This is a genomic window from Bacillus sp. MUM 116, assembly GCF_001866655.1.
GTDB lineage: Bacteria > Bacillota > Bacilli > Bacillales > Cytobacillaceae > Neobacillus.
In genome coordinates this window covers 26,619-42,645 of the sequence record NZ_MLYR01000018.1, presented here as the reverse complement: position 1 = coordinate 42,645, position 16,027 = coordinate 26,619, and the positions used below count along the sequence as shown (strand labels likewise).

Annotated in this window: 10 protein-coding genes and 1 riboswitch; of the genes, 5 read left to right on the top strand and 5 right to left on the bottom strand. The window is 38.4% G+C overall.

Features of this window, described 5'->3' with window-relative positions; all coding sequences use genetic code 11:
- The first annotated feature begins 48 nt into the window (after positions 1 to 48).
- Positions 49 to 1,257, top strand: coding sequence for a HupE/UreJ family protein (locus BIV60_RS04725; RefSeq protein ID WP_071354574.1), 1,209 nt, complete (start codon positions 49 to 51; stop codon positions 1,255 to 1,257).
- 118 nt (positions 1,258 to 1,375) lie between these two features.
- Here the strand turns inward: BIV60_RS04725 and BIV60_RS04720 are convergent, their stop codons facing one another.
- Positions 1,376 to 5,515, bottom strand: a complete 4,140-nt coding sequence (locus BIV60_RS04720) for a bifunctional 2',3'-cyclic-nucleotide 2'-phosphodiesterase/3'-nucleotidase (protein WP_071354573.1) — start codon at positions 5,513 to 5,515, stop codon at positions 1,376 to 1,378.
- Positions 5,516 to 5,838: 323 nt separating this feature from the next.
- Between BIV60_RS04720 and tagU the strand changes: the two genes are divergently transcribed.
- Positions 5,839 to 6,765, top strand: coding sequence for a polyisoprenyl-teichoic acid--peptidoglycan teichoic acid transferase TagU (tagU, locus tag BIV60_RS04715; RefSeq protein ID WP_071354572.1), 927 nt, complete (start codon positions 5,839 to 5,841; stop codon positions 6,763 to 6,765).
- Positions 6,766 to 6,807: 42 nt separating this feature from the next.
- Here the strand turns inward: tagU and BIV60_RS04710 are convergent, their stop codons facing one another.
- Complete coding sequence (locus tag BIV60_RS04710; RefSeq protein WP_071354571.1) at positions 6,808 to 9,207, bottom strand: S8 family serine peptidase; 2,400 nt, start codon at positions 9,205 to 9,207, stop codon at positions 6,808 to 6,810.
- A gap of 895 nt (positions 9,208 to 10,102) precedes the next feature.
- Here BIV60_RS04710 and BIV60_RS04705 point away from each other — a divergent pair.
- Positions 10,103 to 10,459: a hypothetical protein gene (locus BIV60_RS04705; protein WP_141770402.1), complete on the top strand. Its 357-nt coding sequence runs from the start codon at positions 10,103 to 10,105 to the stop codon at positions 10,457 to 10,459.
- A gap of 27 nt (positions 10,460 to 10,486) precedes the next feature.
- Here the strand turns inward: BIV60_RS04705 and BIV60_RS04700 are convergent, their stop codons facing one another.
- Entirely contained in the window at positions 10,487 to 11,341 is an 855-nt protein-coding gene (locus BIV60_RS04700) for a CPBP family glutamic-type intramembrane protease (RefSeq protein ID WP_071354569.1), read from the bottom strand.
- Between the two features lie 743 nt (positions 11,342 to 12,084).
- Entirely contained in the window at positions 12,085 to 12,216 is a 132-nt protein-coding gene (locus BIV60_RS30185; RefSeq protein WP_256218300.1) for a hypothetical protein, read from the bottom strand.
- 476 nt (positions 12,217 to 12,692) lie between these two features.
- Here BIV60_RS30185 and BIV60_RS04690 point away from each other — a divergent pair, with 476 nt between their 5' ends.
- Entirely contained in the window at positions 12,693 to 13,745 is a 1,053-nt protein-coding gene (locus BIV60_RS04690) for a multicopper oxidase domain-containing protein (protein WP_256218299.1), read from the top strand.
- A 201-nt stretch (positions 13,746 to 13,946) separates the two neighbouring features.
- A complete protein-coding gene (locus BIV60_RS04685) occupies positions 13,947 to 14,117 on the top strand; it encodes an acyltransferase (RefSeq protein ID WP_071354566.1) in 171 nt (56 codons plus the stop codon).
- Positions 14,118 to 14,444: 327 nt separating this feature from the next.
- Positions 14,445 to 14,528: riboswitch (cyclic di-GMP riboswitch) on the bottom strand.
- Between the two features lie 79 nt (positions 14,529 to 14,607).
- Here the strand turns inward: BIV60_RS04685 and wecB are convergent.
- Complete coding sequence (gene wecB, locus BIV60_RS04680) at positions 14,608 to 15,750, bottom strand: non-hydrolyzing UDP-N-acetylglucosamine 2-epimerase (RefSeq protein ID WP_071354565.1); 1,143 nt, start codon at positions 15,748 to 15,750, stop codon at positions 14,608 to 14,610.
- Positions 15,751 to 16,027: the final 277 nt, after the last annotated feature.

The window sequence follows — 16,027 nt, the reverse complement described above, 5'->3', positions numbered from 1 at the left end:
GGAACATTCAGGAAACTATTTTAGAATAGTAATTCAGGAGGTTTTTAAGTGAACATTTTTTCAGGTGAAAATCGACGAGGTCAGACGTCTACCATATATAGATTTTGCATTCCGATTTTTTTATTCGTAATGTTTATATCTTGTGTTTTCCAACCATTTACAGCGGAAGCACATGCCTATAGTGCTAGTTATACAAAAATAACAATGGATCCTACCAAAACAGAAGTGGTTTTTTCCATTGATACTTTGTCGATTATCGAACTCATTGATGGTATTGATAAAAATAAAGACTGGGTTCTACAGCAATCAGAAATTGATCAAGAAAAGCACCATATTGAAGAGCTCCTTACCGAAGGAATAGCCCTAGATAAAGACAACAAGGAACAGACTCCGGAACTAGAAAAAATGAAGATTGTCAAAAAATCAAACAAAATATTCCTTTCTGTCTATTTAAAATACCCAGGTGTTTCCCCGGGTGAAACGATAAGTTTTAACGATGGTTTTTACGCCAACGACCCAACAACAAATTATGTAAATTTACTTTCGGCAAATTATCAGGGAGAAACAAGTGAAACCGCATTGCAAGGCGATAATCGCACTTGGACGATGCTGTTAACCGAGGTTCAACAGGAGCAGCAAACCGATAGTGGACAAACCGTACAAGATCATTACCAGAAAAAAACGCAGCCAGCGGCATATGCTCAGCCAACTACCTCAACCTGGTTTTCTTTTTTCAAGCTAGGAATGATGCATATTTTAACCGGTTACGATCATTTGTTATTTCTGCTTGCCTTATTATTAAGGAAGCAAACCTTTAAACAATACGCAGCCATTGTGACCTCGTTTACGATTGCCCATAGTATTACGCTTACTCTTTCGGTTTTAGGTCTAGTGACTTTGCCCTCCAGATTTGTCGAGGCAACCATTGCTTTTAGTATCTGCTATGTAGCAGTGGAAAATATTTTCAAGAAGAAAATCCGTCACCGCTGGACGATTACCTTTTTATTTGGCTTAATTCACGGGCTTGGCTTTGCAACTCTTTTACGGGAAATGGCGATTCCTAAGAAGGATCTTGCTGTTTCCTTAATAAACTTTAATTTAGGAATCGAAGCGGTTCAATTAACCATTGTCCTCCTACTTTTACCGTTATTAACTTACATGTTTAAGCAAAAGGTTTCTGGAAAAATTGTTCGATACGGATCAATTATCATTGTAGTTTTGGGAGCCATTTGGCTTGTGCAAAGGTTAATCTTTTAAAATATTTATAAAAAGGTCCCTGAAAAATTATTCTTCAGGGACCTTTCCTCATTCAATAGTGTTCAACTTTAAAAGCATTCTCTATCTTTTCTTTTTCTTTTTTCCTCAGACAATATTATCAATGAGGAACAGGATGAGCTTTTTCCCTAACAATTACAGTAGTAGCCTCACTTCTATTACCGACATCATCTGTTGCAACTACTTTAAGGACATTTCCTTTTGTTTGAGCAGATTTTAATGCTACTGAGTATTTCCCATCTTGCCCAGTCGTTGCACTGCCAAGAACTCCTTTATTACTGGAAACAGTGATAATAGAACCTGCTTCAGCTGTTCCGGTTATCTTTTTATCAGCATTCTCTACATCATCTACAACTGGTTTGTTAGGAGGAGTTACATCTTTAACGATGACTTTTGCATCAAAACTTACATTTGATGAACCATCAATTGCTGTCACAGTTAGGGTTGTGCCAGCCTTTTGAACTGGAATATCCACTGTAAAGCTTCCTTTTTCAGATGATGTAGTGGAACCAATTAGCTTCCCATTTGCGGTTACTCTAACGAGTGCATTTGCAATCGTGCTGCCCGTTACCTTTTTATCTTGGTCATTGACTGTATTAACAACCGGTGCGGCAGGAGTTACATCTACATTTCTTACACGTCCTTCAATTTGAGAACTAACTGGACCTGTAAAAGTTTTAAAGTAGTCAACAAATGCATCTAAATCTACCTTATTGGTTACACGGTTTTTACCAGATTTAAGGACCGTAAATCCATCGCCGCCATCTGCCATAAAGTTATTAACCGTGATGGTATATTCTCCAATCGGATCAATTTTAGAACCATCCGGAAGGTAGATATCAAGGACTTTCTGTCCATATGGTAATTTATCTGACCAGGTGTAACGCAGACCAGAGATTGCCATAATTTTATTATAGCTTGGTGGTGCTTGGAATTGTTGATTTAATAATGTTCTTACTTGGTCTCCAGTAATGGTCATCGTCACTAAATCATTGCCGAACGGCTGGACTTTGAATAAATCTCCCCATGTAATCGTCCCTTTTGGAAGCGGGTTACGAATACCACCAGAGTTCATGAATCCAAAATCAGTACCTCCCGTTACCTTCATGCCATCAGCAATAAAATTACCTAGTACAGACTCACCGCTTGCATTCGCTGCATTGCTCATTACATCTGCTGTTTCACCCATTACTTGACCAGTAATCGGTTTGATATCTTCTTGATAGCCATCTAACTCCGATTTAATATGTGCATCAGGAGTAATTTTACTATGAAGTGTGTCCACCACTTCAGCTTTTTCCTCAATAATATCCTGTGTAACCGGATCAATGGTTAAATCAATATCCGAAAAAGCCGTTCCATATGACCAGGATTGAACCAAAAGCTTGTTATCTACTTTTGTGTTTAAATATTTATGGTCGTGTGCACCATAAATGACATCAACTTCAGGATCAATGGCTTTGGCCATGTCGACCACTTTTCCAGTTGCATTTGAGCCATCCGTATTGGATGTACCAGGATCATGGGCAAGAACGACAATGGTCTTAATCCCTTTATCCGTTAATTCTTTCGCATATTTATTAATAGCTTCTACTTCATCAGTAAATTTAACGCCTTCTACACCTTTTGGCGTTACAATGGTTGGTGTTTCAGTCGTGACAACCCCGATAAAGCCAATTTTTACTCCATCCACTTCTTTTACTGTATATGGAGGTAAAATAGGTTTATTTGTTTTTTCATCTACTACGTTTGCAACCACATAGTCCATTGTTGAACCTGTGAATTTTCCATACTTCTCTTCGTATTTTTCTGTTTTCGGATTGCTGCCGCCATAAATGAGACGTTTCATTTCCGCAACGCCTTCATCAAATTCGTGGTTACCGATTGTACCTACGTCAAAACCAAGTTCATTCATGAAACGAATGGTAGGCTCATCTTGTAACAAGGCAGATACTGGCGGGCTTGCTCCTACAAGGTCTCCTGCTTGGACCATAAGGGTATTGGCAGGGTTCGTAGCTTCTCTCTGTTTCAAATAAGCAGCTAAATATTCAATACCGCCTGAATAATCGACCACTTTGCCATCTTTGTCTTTAATAGCTCTCCATGTATCGAGCTGGCCATGGAAATCGTTAATTCCTAATAATTGAACATGGACCTTTTGGTCTAATGCATATTGTTCAAAACCAGAACCATCCTGAGCTGACCCAAGATCTTTAATATTTTGTGATGCAGCAGCAAATGGTTTTGCATCTGGTGATGAATTAAAAATAATTTTTGCAGAACCGCCAACAGGAGCAAGTTTCCAGTTGTTATCAGCAGAGGGGTTCACTGTTCCTTGGTCTGCAATATAATTAATTAATACTTGGCGGCTTTCATCTGGTGAATCGACCACAACTTTTCCGATTCCACCTTTAAGACCTGGGAAGTTCCCCCCGCCACCTGCACGATAGTTATTTGTCGCAACGATAAATTTTTGATCATCCTTAACTGGAGAACCGTCTGGCATCGTTAAATTTTTAATCCGGTGAGAATCAGAGTTAATAAGATTACCATCTTTGTCATATCTAGGTTTTTGCGTAATATCAATTTGATACTTAACACCATCAATGACGTCAAAATTATAGGATGGGAATGTGTCATTTACGATATTTTGAGGTTCAGTTTTATCAGGATCGACTGTATTAAACTGCCCCGCAGACATTTCCAGCCATTCTCGTACTGTTGCTCCAGTTACTTCTACCGCTTTCAATGTATTTGGATAGAGATATAAGTCATTGGCACTCTTAATTGAAAGTTCGCCTGCCGGAATATTCGTATAGTAGGCTGGGCCGCTTCTGCCCCCAGCTTTAAACGGTGCACCTGCAGATAAGACAGGAATATCTTCTAATTCCGGGTTTTTAGAAGCAATCCACTTTTTAACATAATCAGTTTGTGCGTTGTTTACGATTTGGATCGTCGGATCATCCTGCACCTGTGCAAAAAAGCTGTACATCGGAGCAGAGGTTATGCCAATTTTTCCATTTATATATTCTAGAGTTCCTTTGTGCTCATCTTTTACGGCATCAACAATTTTCTGGTCAGGTCCAGAAACATTCGAAACAACCTCGGTAACTTTTCCACTTGAATCTTTTATAGATGTTGTAAGCGGTCTTAATGCTGCCTTAGAGTTCGTTACAGTCCATTTTCCGTCTACTTTTTGTAAATCAAGGTCCATTACCCCGAGGTTATTACCCCAAAATCCTGCTTCCATAGCCGGAACATTATTAATGTGGCCATTTTTATTATCAATGTTGTCGTTATTGTTAAATTGAGCATCGCCAGGGAAATTTACATGCGCATGTCCGAAAAGAAGTGCATCAATTCCTGCTACTTTGGCTAATGCATATACGGCATTTTCTGCTTTTTCCTGATCTGCTTGTGAAACATCACAGCCGGAGTGGGCGATCGCAACAATAATATCAGCGCCATCCGCCTTCATTTTCGGAATAAATTCCTTAGCCGTCTTTACGATATCCTTCGCAATGACCTTGCCTTCTAAGTTATCTTTATCCCATTGCATGATTTGTGGAGGAGCAAAGCCAATGACCCCCACTTTGATGGTTTGCTCAGCGCCGTTTTGGTCCTTAACGACTTTGTCAATAATCTTATACGGTGTAAAATAATTTTTATCATTTGTTGAATCATTATCATGATCATCTTTATAAATGTTTGCGTTTACAAAATTATATGGTACATGCTCCAATGCAGTATTAAGGAAGTCTAACCCATAGTTAAATTCATGGTTTCCAGGAATACCTGCATCATAGTGTAGTAGAGACATAGCTTTAAAAACAGGGTGTACTTCTTCGGCTGTTAACTTCTTAACCTTAGCCACATAATCGGCCATTGGGTTCCCCTGAAGCAAGTCTCCAGCATCAAATAACATAGAGTTTTGTTCATATGTAGGACTATTTTGATCACTAGGATTTAATTTTTCATCTCTCGCAGCTTTGATTAACTGGGCTGTACGGTCAAGTCCATATTCAATCGTAGGAGCATCTTTGTAGTAATCATAATCCATTACATTGTCATGCAAATCCGTGGTTTCTAAGAATCGTAGTTTTACAGTACTCTCAGAAGTTCCTGCTGCTTTAGCAGAGTGTGGAAAAATATTCATTGGAACCGTTATAAGAGCAAGTGCCGTTGCTAGAGTACCGTTTAACAGCCGCCTCTTCATGTTTCTTTTTATCTTTCTCTTCACACATTTTCCGCCCTTCGACATATTATTTTGATTGCAAGAATATTCTACTAGGATTTAAGCAAGATTAATAGGTTTTTTTGCAAAAATTTACGTTATTTTCATATTATTTTAATGATAAATTTCGCAATTTTTTAGAATAAAAATGTTATAATTAAAGTTTATAGTTTTATCTAGACACCCTTTCTATTTTGGAAAATACTATTGAGAATATCCAATAAACAACAGCGATTATATCGATTAAAATACAAATATTTGTATATTATTTAGCGGAAATCTGTTATTCTAGTATTTGTTTTAAAAATTAAATACTGGAGGAAAATTTAATGCGAGCTGGTAAACAAAAAAAGAAGAAAAAATGGCTCCGTGTCACAGGAATTGTGTTGTTAGTCCTCTTAGTCGGTATTGGAATTTATGGATTTTCTGTATATAAATCTTTGACGAATGCAGTCGAAACGATGCATCAGCCTTTGGACCGAAAATCCGATAAACGGGCCGGGGAAGTTTCGTTAACTAATAAACAGCCATTCTCTGTGCTTATGCTTGGGGTCGACGAACGAAAAGGTGACAAGGGCCGTTCCGATACAATAATTGTTTTAACGGTAAATCCAAATAATAAATCCGTTAAAATGCTAAGTATTCCGCGGGATACGAGAACTGAAATCGTTGGACATGGGACTGTGGATAAAATAAATCATGCTTATGCTTTTGGTAATGAAGAAATGTCGATGAATACTGTTGAGAACTTCTTGAATATTCCGATTGACTACTATGTAAAAGTAAATATGGAAGGTTTCAAAGATATTGTTGATGCTGTTGGTGGTATTACCGTTAACAATGATTTAGACTTTAGCCAAGACGGATATCATTTCCCTAAAGGCCAGGTAACATTAGATGGTAAAAAAGCATTGGCATTTACTCGAATGAGACATGAAGATCCTCGTGGGGATTTTGGCCGCCAGCTGCGCCAACGTGAAATTATTCAAGGAATTCTTCGTGAGGGAGCAAGTCTTTCCTCACTGACAAAATATCAAAGTATTTTTTCGGCTCTAGGCAATAATGTAAGAACAAATCTTTCGTTTGATCAAATGATGGAAATTCAAAAGAATTATAAAGGTGCCGCAAGTAAAGTGGAACAAATGAGCATAACAGGAAATGGCACAAAAATAAATGGAATCTATTATTTCATTGTTCCTGATCAAGAAAAACAAAGTCTTCAAAAAGAACTAAGAGCACAATTAGAATTAAAATAGATACGAAAAACGAGGGCTCCTTCTAAGGAGACCCTCGTTTTATTATTTTATATGAATGGTCCCTGTAAAATCTTGTGTCAACCCGTATTTATCAACAATCGAGATTTTAAATTGGTAATCACCAATATCCATAAGGTTGTTGCTGTTATCTGTACCATCCCATAGGAATGATTGGTTTCCGGGATTTTCAACCAAATTCGTTTGGATGGATTTGATAAGTGTTTCCCCTTGAATAATGTCAATCGTTACATTTCCTGCCTTGCTTAAGGTATAAGTGATGGGTTCTATATCTTGTGTTGTTAATGTAACATCCTTTGCCGATTGGATAATCGGGAGACGCTGCAGCATAAAGAATTTACTTTTGATTATCGAAGAATTCCCGGCTGCATCCTTTAATTGGACCAAATAGCGATAGCGTCCTTCTGGGAGAAACTGTTTTTTAGCATTCATGCCATTCCAACTGAAGTTAGCATTTTTTGTTTGTTTATTTAAAAGCTGTTTCACTATGTTTTCTTTTTCATCAATTACAAACACAGAAACATTTGCAGTTTCCGTTCCTTCCAGTGACGCAGCAGCTTGGTTTTTTGGGTCCTTTTCATATACATCCGATGCAACATTAATTCTGCCGGATGGAGGAACTGTGTCTATTTTAATAGAAACCTTTTTCGTTTTTCCTTTTTTATTATGAACATCTAATAGAGACATTTCTAAACTATAGGTAGAGTCTTTTACAATTTGGCCTTTTTCACTTTTTCCATCCCATTGGATTGAATACTTTCCGGTTGGCAAGGATTTGCCTGTGATGATGTTTTTGACAACACGTCCCGCATTATCTTTTATAACAGCTGTAACCTTCGCCTTTTGCGTTAACTCATATGGAATCTTAATGCTCTTCCCAATTTTAGGGGAAAAAGAATAATCTCCTTTTACTAAAATATCAGCATACGTATGATTTACAACTTGAATCATAGTTGTTTTTGCCAGTGACGCCCGGCTATTAGATGCTTTTACTACTGCCTTATACGTACCAGTTGGAACAAATTTCCCATTCGTTGCTTTTCCATCCCAATCGACAGTTTGCTTCGTACCGGTAATCGTTTTTTTCAGCATTTCCCTAACGGTTTGACCGCTCGCATTTTGAATGGCCACGGTAACATTCGCATGACCAGGAAGCTTCAAAGCGAAAGCCGCTTTATTTTTCCCCGTCATCGTGAAGGTTTTTGGAGCCGTTATGTTGGCTGTTGGGGAGGGAGTATTGGAAACAGCCTTATAGGCATCAATCCTGCCGTAACCGTAGTAATCATCACGGCCCTTCTTCCCTAAGTCAACGGCTGAATGCTCCATAATACTTTCAACCTGGTCCGGAGCTAAAAATGGATTTTTCGATCGAATAAGAGCAGCAACACCTGATACAACAGGCGATGCCATTGAGGTACCTGTCAAGTATGCATAGGAACTTCCATTGATGGAGGAATAAATATTACTCCCGGGAGCCGTTAAATCAACAAAACTTCCTTTATTTGAATAAAAGGCAATATGATCAGCGCTATTAGTCGCCCCTACCCCAACAACAGAATCCAGCGCAGCAGGATACGTTTTTGTAAAAGTACCATCATTTCCCGCAGCTGCAATAAGGATGACCCCTTTCGATTTTGCATAGTTCGCATAATAGTCTAGAAGAACACTATAGTTCGGGCTTCCCAGACTCATATTGATGACATCTGCATGGTGATCTACCGCGTATTTAATCCCGAGGGCGACAGCATAATCACTTGCTTCGTCCCCAGCGAATACATTAATCGGCATGATTTTCACATTAGGAGCAATCCCGGCAATACCTGACCGGTTGAAGCTACCGGCGATGATTCCAGCCACATGGGTTGCATGTTCATGAGGGGTATACTGTGCATTTCCGGTTACCGCATTATACGGGCTGATGATTTTCCCCTTTAGCTCCGGGTGATCCTGCTGAACGCCATCATCAATGACAGCTACTTTAATTTGAGGGGACCCTTTTGTGATGTCCCATGCTTTCGGCATTTGAATTTTATTTAAATACCACTGTTTTGAGTAGTCTGGTTCTTGCGGAATATAGGTGCTTTTAACCTTAAAGTTTGGTTCCGCCCATAAAATCTTTTTCTGAGCTAATAAACTTTGTGCTGTTTTTGTTAAATCCGTACCTTTAGGAACTTTGATAAAAGAAAAGTCTCCATCTTCTAAATGGGCTTCTTCTGTTGCATTAACCTGTTTTAGGATGGCATCTCTTTGTGTTTTCGAAAGGCTCAAGCTGAATTTAACGATTAATTCCTGGTCATGAAAAGCATTCGATTCTATATTCGTTTTTAGTAAATTCGTGTAGGTGTTTGCTCCATCAGCGGAGGCAGCCGTTCCCATGCATGATAGGCAAAGCACCATCAGGCCCAATGACCATAAATATCTCAACTCGGTTCCCTCCATTTATGTTTTATATTTGAATATTATTCTATCATTTTTAAATATAAAAGAGGAAATGGTAGGAAAATAAAATATTTGTCTGTATATATAGAGGGAGAAATAGGAAAGGCATGTTCTTTTTGGGGATATCGACACAGATTTTGATTTAATCAACAAATTTTCGAAAGATATCAACACAAATTTCGATGATATCGACAATTAAGCCGGAAGTCTTTGAGATATGAAGTGGATATCTCCAAAAATGAACCACTTATCAACAAATTTTCGGAACTTATCTACAAAATTAAAGATTTTTCTACAAAAATACCAACATATCTTCAATTTTAAGAAAATCCCCCGCTAAGCTCCCGAATCAAATCGGAACTAGGCGGAGGATTCTGCATATATTACTTCACTTTGATAAAAAAAGTGCCCCAAATCCCTTATGATACAAAAATTCTATTAATCCTATTTTCATAGGTCTATTAGATTGTTTTTACATAAATATAAATTGGATAAAACGGGGATTTAAGGGTATTTTTTTCTATAAATTTGGATATTCTTTAGTTTTTTGCCACGTTTTATAGTAGGATAGTAACAGCTAAAAGATTCTACTATTTCTGGAGGTTCAAAATGCTGACCCCGGCGCAAAAAAAAATCCGTCAAGAGCTTGAAGAACTGCATATAAACGGGCTTCTTCAATCAGATCAAAAAAAAATCATTCCGACCTAGAACAGGAGAATACTCGTAGCAAAAGGGGATTCAAGATTACAGGAGTGCTGTTATTTATTTTCGTCCTTCTTGTTTTTTCTTTAGCCATTTATAATACGAAAACGATTGAAAACAAGGAAGCAATCATTAGCTATTTAGCCAAAGCACAAGAACTGTAAAAAGTGATCGGATATTGGCTAATATTCTTACTGAACCGAGCCCATCTAGGGACAATATGAACCAGGCATTGTCGCTGCAAAGGAAACTGTACGAGAGGGCATATAATTTGAAGGTCCCTGCCGGATTCTCCGAGCATAAGCAGGATTTCCTGGAAGTAAACAAAGAGCGGTTAAAAATTTTAAAATACTACCAAAAAAATACAAAAAAAGAAATGACACCGGCTTTGAATCAACTATATGTAAAGCAGGAATTGGAAAAGGATAGTTTAATAAACGCTTTTAAGAAAGCAGCGATGAAATATAAGGAAAATGAGGATGGAACCATTCAATATTGGGATCAAAATCATTCCTATGTATATGGGGGACAATAGATTAGGGGGATGCTATTTCGGCATCCCCTAATTTGTTAGTTCAATCGTTTGCGGCGGCTGCTCTGCTTTTACGAATTTTAAAAGAATGAGATGAAGAATGAATGCGGCTAAGGCAAAAGTTTCAACAGCATAATGATAATAATTCCACGACAAGGTAGTCGTTATATCGTAAAACGAGTGAACGATGACCGTTACCCAAAGATTTCGTGTCCATAAAAGAATGAGTCCCAAAAGCAAACCCATATTGGCAAAAGTAACGATGGCGCCAATCCGTACAGGCCACGCTTGGACGGTATCCAATGTATGGTCGATGCCGAAAAGTATCGATGTAAAAAAGAGCGCAAAAAGAATAAAATGATCTCTTGAACCCGTTTTCCAGTGGCGGGGAAAAACCTTTTTGCAAACAATCAGAACAAGAATGATATAACCCAAGCGCCAAACTTCCTCAAGACCAGCAAGAGCATCATTATATAAATCAGAACCGACGCTATCAATCGTCGAAAAAAATGCTGGAGAAGTACCACCTGTTGTCGTTTTCGGGTCGGTGTACACTTGAACATATTGATTGTAATCCTTGTTAAAGGCTGGGAAGGCCAAATTCGAAAAAATATTAATAATGGTGCTCCCAATAAAAAATAGGAGAAATGCACTTGTAAACTGAAGGGTAAGCTTGAGCTTTGTCGGCCGTGGGCGCACTTTGTCAGCGAGCCTGTACTGCAATTTCCAACCAATAAAGAAGGACGAAACCATAATGGCATCATATAAAGTGCCGGCCAAATAACTATATCTCATAAAATAAAGAACAATTTCAGCACCAAGCGTGATGACAAGGATGGCCATTAACATTTTTTTCGAAAGCGGCTTCGTTAGATTGGTTATCATTATATGTATTCACCTCTCCCTTTTTACCGTAACCCTCTTACCTGCTGAAGAAATGCACTGCGAAAATCCCGAATCCATTTAAGAAAAGAAGAAAAAAGAAACAGGCGATTAGCCATTTCCATTTTCGTGACATTTGTTTTTCCCCTTATTTTAGATTGTAATACTAATAACTTACCATATGGATAGGCAAATATCTCTATCGTTATCTAAATTTTATTCAATTTTAATTATTAATTTCTAGAAATAATATTGGGTAAATTGGCAGGATACTACCAAATGATCATAGGGATTGAATATTTATTTTACTACTATCGCTTAATCTATTGCTTAGTTTTGTCCTTCATCGACTGGATGAAGGACATTTCTATGGGTTTCTTAACGACTTTTGGTTTTCATCCACCTGTTGAAGACCTTTTCTTTCAGCTCCTCAACGACTTTTGGTCTTCATCACCCTGTTGAAGACCTTTTCTTTCAGCTCCTCAACGACTTTTGGTCTTCATTCACCTGATGAAGACCTTTTCTTTCTGGTCCTCAACTAGTTTTGGTCTTCATCCATCCGATGAAGACCTTTTCTTTCGGCTCCTCAACGACTTTTGGTCTTCATCCACCTGTTGAAGACCTTTTCTTTCAGGTCCTCAACGACTTTTGGTCTTCATCCACCTGTTGAAGATCTTTTCTTTCAGGTCCTCAACGACTTTTGGTCTTCATTCACCTGATGAAGACCATTTCCTTCGGGTCCTCAACTAGTTTTGGTCTTCATCACTCACATCATTATGCTCAACAATTTTCTCAAGTTCACCTGTGTCCCCTTTAGCATTTATTACTTCAAATATTTGATTTAACCCTTCACTTGTTCGATCCTGTTCTTTTTTCAAAATAAACCCTCCTAAACTAAAATTATCACTATTAGAATGACCAAAATAGTGTGAAATCATCATAGCAATTACCTACGTTTTTCACTATGTTTAGCTTGCTCACTGTTTCACAATTTGTTCACTGTGCATCTCTTTTTAAGTGACCTGAATCACTCGTGCCACACCCCCTCGTGAATAGAATGAAAGTGTAATCAGATTACAAAAAAAGCGTAAGCGCTTTGGTCAGCCCCGATAGAGTAAGACTAGTCGATTGGCGAGCGGAGCGAAGCCAGAGACTTAGTCGCACTTAATGCGTACAGAAAGCGTTAGCTTTCTGTAGCCAAGCGCTAGAGATAGACATTAGAAAAACTGAAATGCTAAGAACATCGGAAACTAAAAGCAAACAAATAACTACATACAAAACTATTCTTATAAAAAATGAAATTAAATGGAGGAGATTTAAAATGAAAAAAGTAGGAAAAGTTGCTGCGGTGATGATGACTTCCATGTTGGTCTTAAGTGCTTGTAATACGACGAATTTGAAACTCGAAAAAACAGCCAATAGGACTGCTCAAACGAATGTTTCTTCTAACCATGATAATATGGCAAATATGGGGAATATGAAGCATGGTAAATATGTGAATGAAAATACGATCCTGCCTACTCAAAAGAATATTAACGAAAAAGCTACACCAGTTAAAATTGAACGGATTGGTGAGCATGAGGTTAATGTAACCATGACATCAACTGTTACGGATGTGCAAGTAGCACCAGATGTATTATATAAAGCTTGGACATACAATGGTCAAGCGCCCGGCCCTGTTGTTATTGTTAATAAAGGTGATACAATTCACTTTACATTAGAGAATCATGACCCAACTGTAATGCACTCAATGGACTTCCATGCTGTGCATACTTCACCTACTAAGAATTTTGCTGATGTTAAAACGAATGATAAAGGTACATTCACTTATAAAGCCAGTGATGTTGGAGTATTTATGTATCACTGCGGTACTGCTCCTGTTATGATGCATATTGCGAATGGCATGGTTGGTACAATCATTGTTAAAGATCATGCTCATCCTTATCCTAATAAAGTAGATAAAGAGTATGTCGTCATAAATAACGAATGGTTTGATAGTGGGAATTCTGAAGATATGAAGCAAGGTAATCCTTCTCATTATACGATGAGTGTTCGAGAACTCGCGAATGGTAAATTCGGAGATACTCCATTCGTTGCTAAAGTTGGCGATAAGGTTCGTCTATACTTTGAAAACGTGGGTATGTCACAACCTGTTTCCTTCCACGTTGTAGGTACAGTTTTTGATGATGTATATCTTGATGGTAACCCTTATAACCACCTTAAAGGTATGCAATCCGTCATGATTCCTGCCAGTGGCGGGGCAGTAGTTGAATTTACAGTAGTAGATGAAGGAACTTACTCAGTATTGTCTCACCAATTTGACCAGGCTATGAAAGGTTCACTTGCTAAATTAATTGTCACTAAAGATGGTAAGCTGCCTGCACAACCTGCTGCTGCTAAACATTAATAAGTAGGTGCTGAAGCTGGTCAGCAAGAACATTCGTTTACTTACCCCTCCCTCCAAAATAGATTGAAAAGAAGGCTGGTCCGGCCTTCTTTTTTACAGTAAATGTTGTCGAAAAAATTAAGCTTCCCCATGACAATATTCTTCTAATCTTTCTTCTAGTATTTGCTATCGTAGAGAAAAGATAGATTGGGGGCTTGTAGAATGTACTTTGAACATTTGTTAGATGCAATTCTAGGAGAAAGACAAATTTTCCATATAATCGAATGCCCTGTCTGTGGATTAGAAGAAATTTATTATGAAAACTCCAAAACCCGCCGGCTGATTGGCCGAGCCTGCTGTAATTGTAATTTTGTTCAAAAATTTGATTTTTAAATAAATCATAAGGAAAGCCTGGGAGTTTGTGGTCCCAGGCTTTTTGTATTCATCAAGATCCATCGCATTGGTGTGCCAATTCAATGGCTTTACTGTTATGGTAGATCGCTTTGACTTTAAATTTTGATTTTAACTCCTCGCAAAGACAGTCCTGCTGAAGCAGCTCATTGTGGTGGTATTGGAATAAATGCCAATAATACCTTCCCTTAATAATAAAATTTTTCACACACGGGACCTCCTTTTTTTGTTTCACACAAAATCGCAGGAGTATTCGTGTTCGGTAACTGGCTGGCATTATCCTTTGTAAAAGAAAAGTAGTGTCCTTCTTACGGTATGGCTTTTCTCCTGTTAAAAATAGTAGCCCCTTTAGTTTTGCGTCACCATTTTTCAATGGTTTTGCCGTTTCGTACGATTATGTGTTAGTACTACTATATTCCAATGTGTAAGCGTTTTAAAGAGAAAAAAGGCCTATCCTCTTTAAAAAATGAATTTAGGAAAAAAGATTGGCTGGTCTTTCTTTTTTTACTCCGAAATGATAGAGAATGGCTTCAACAATTCGTTCTGAAGCGTGGCCGTCGCCGTACGGATTCGACGCTTTCGCCATTTCTTCATGAGCATTTTTATCAGATAAAAGTTCATCGGCAAGATGAAAAATCGTTTCCTCATCCGTTCCGGCAAGCTTTAAAGTTCCCGCTTCAACACCCTCCGGACGCTCGGTTGTATCCCTTAAAACAAGAACCGGAACGCCTAAGGATGGCGCCTCCTCCTGAACCCCGCCTGAGTCGGTTAAAATGAGGTATGCTCTTGAAGCAAAATTGTGGAAATCAATCACATCTAATGGTTCAATTAGGTGAATTCGATTATTATCCCCAAGGATTCGGCCGGCAATTTCACGGACAACCGGATTCATATGAACAGGATAGACAACATGAATATCCTCGTGTTTTTCAACCAATCTTCTGATGGCGGTAAACATGTTTTCCATCGGCTTTCCAGTGTTTTCACGGCGATGCGCCGTCATTAACACCAAACGGCTGTCCCCCAGTTGTTCAAGTACTGGATGAGAGTAATCATTTTTCACCGTCGTACTTAAGGCATCAATCGCGGTATTCCCTGTGACAAAAATGGCCTCTTCTTTTTTATTCTCAATTAATAAATTTTGTTTTGACTTGGATGTCGGTGCAAAATGCAGATCGGCCAGGACACCTGTCAGTTGCCGGTTCATTTCCTCCGGATAAGGCGAATATTTATTCCTTGTCCGCAGCCCAGCCTCAACGTGTCCTATTGGTATAGAATGATAAAAAGCGGCAAGACTGGCTATAAAAGTGGTGGTGGTATCACCATGAACAAGAACAATATCCGGTTTCACCTTCTGGAATACTTCATTTAAGCCCTCAAGGCTGCGCATTGTCACATCAATCAGTGACTGCCTTGCTTTCATTATATTTAAATCATAATCAGGGGTAATTTGAAAAATATTTAAAACCTGGTCCAGCATTTCGCGATGCTGCGCCGTTACTGTCACAATCGATTGGATCTGTTCATGGTTTTTCTCGAGTTCCTTGACAAGCGGAGCCATTTTGATGGCTTCAGGCCTTGTCCCAAATACGGTCATTACCTTAATTTTTTCCATATGAGCCTCCAAATCAAATACTGGCAAAATCGTCCAATCCCATGATACCAAATTTTATAAAAAGCACAAAGGAAACTAGGTTCGGGGTGTGTCTTTTGTGTAGGGTTTCACTCTATTTTTGAGTCTATTTCCTTACTTTTTTTCTATTTAAACTGGCTGATATTTTTGTTATTCTAGAGAATGGTGTCACGGTTACAATGATTCTTTACGCATGTTGTAACTTTGTATTTTTAAATCGTGTCAAAATAGCATAGGAGCATTTTTCGGACAAGCTCCC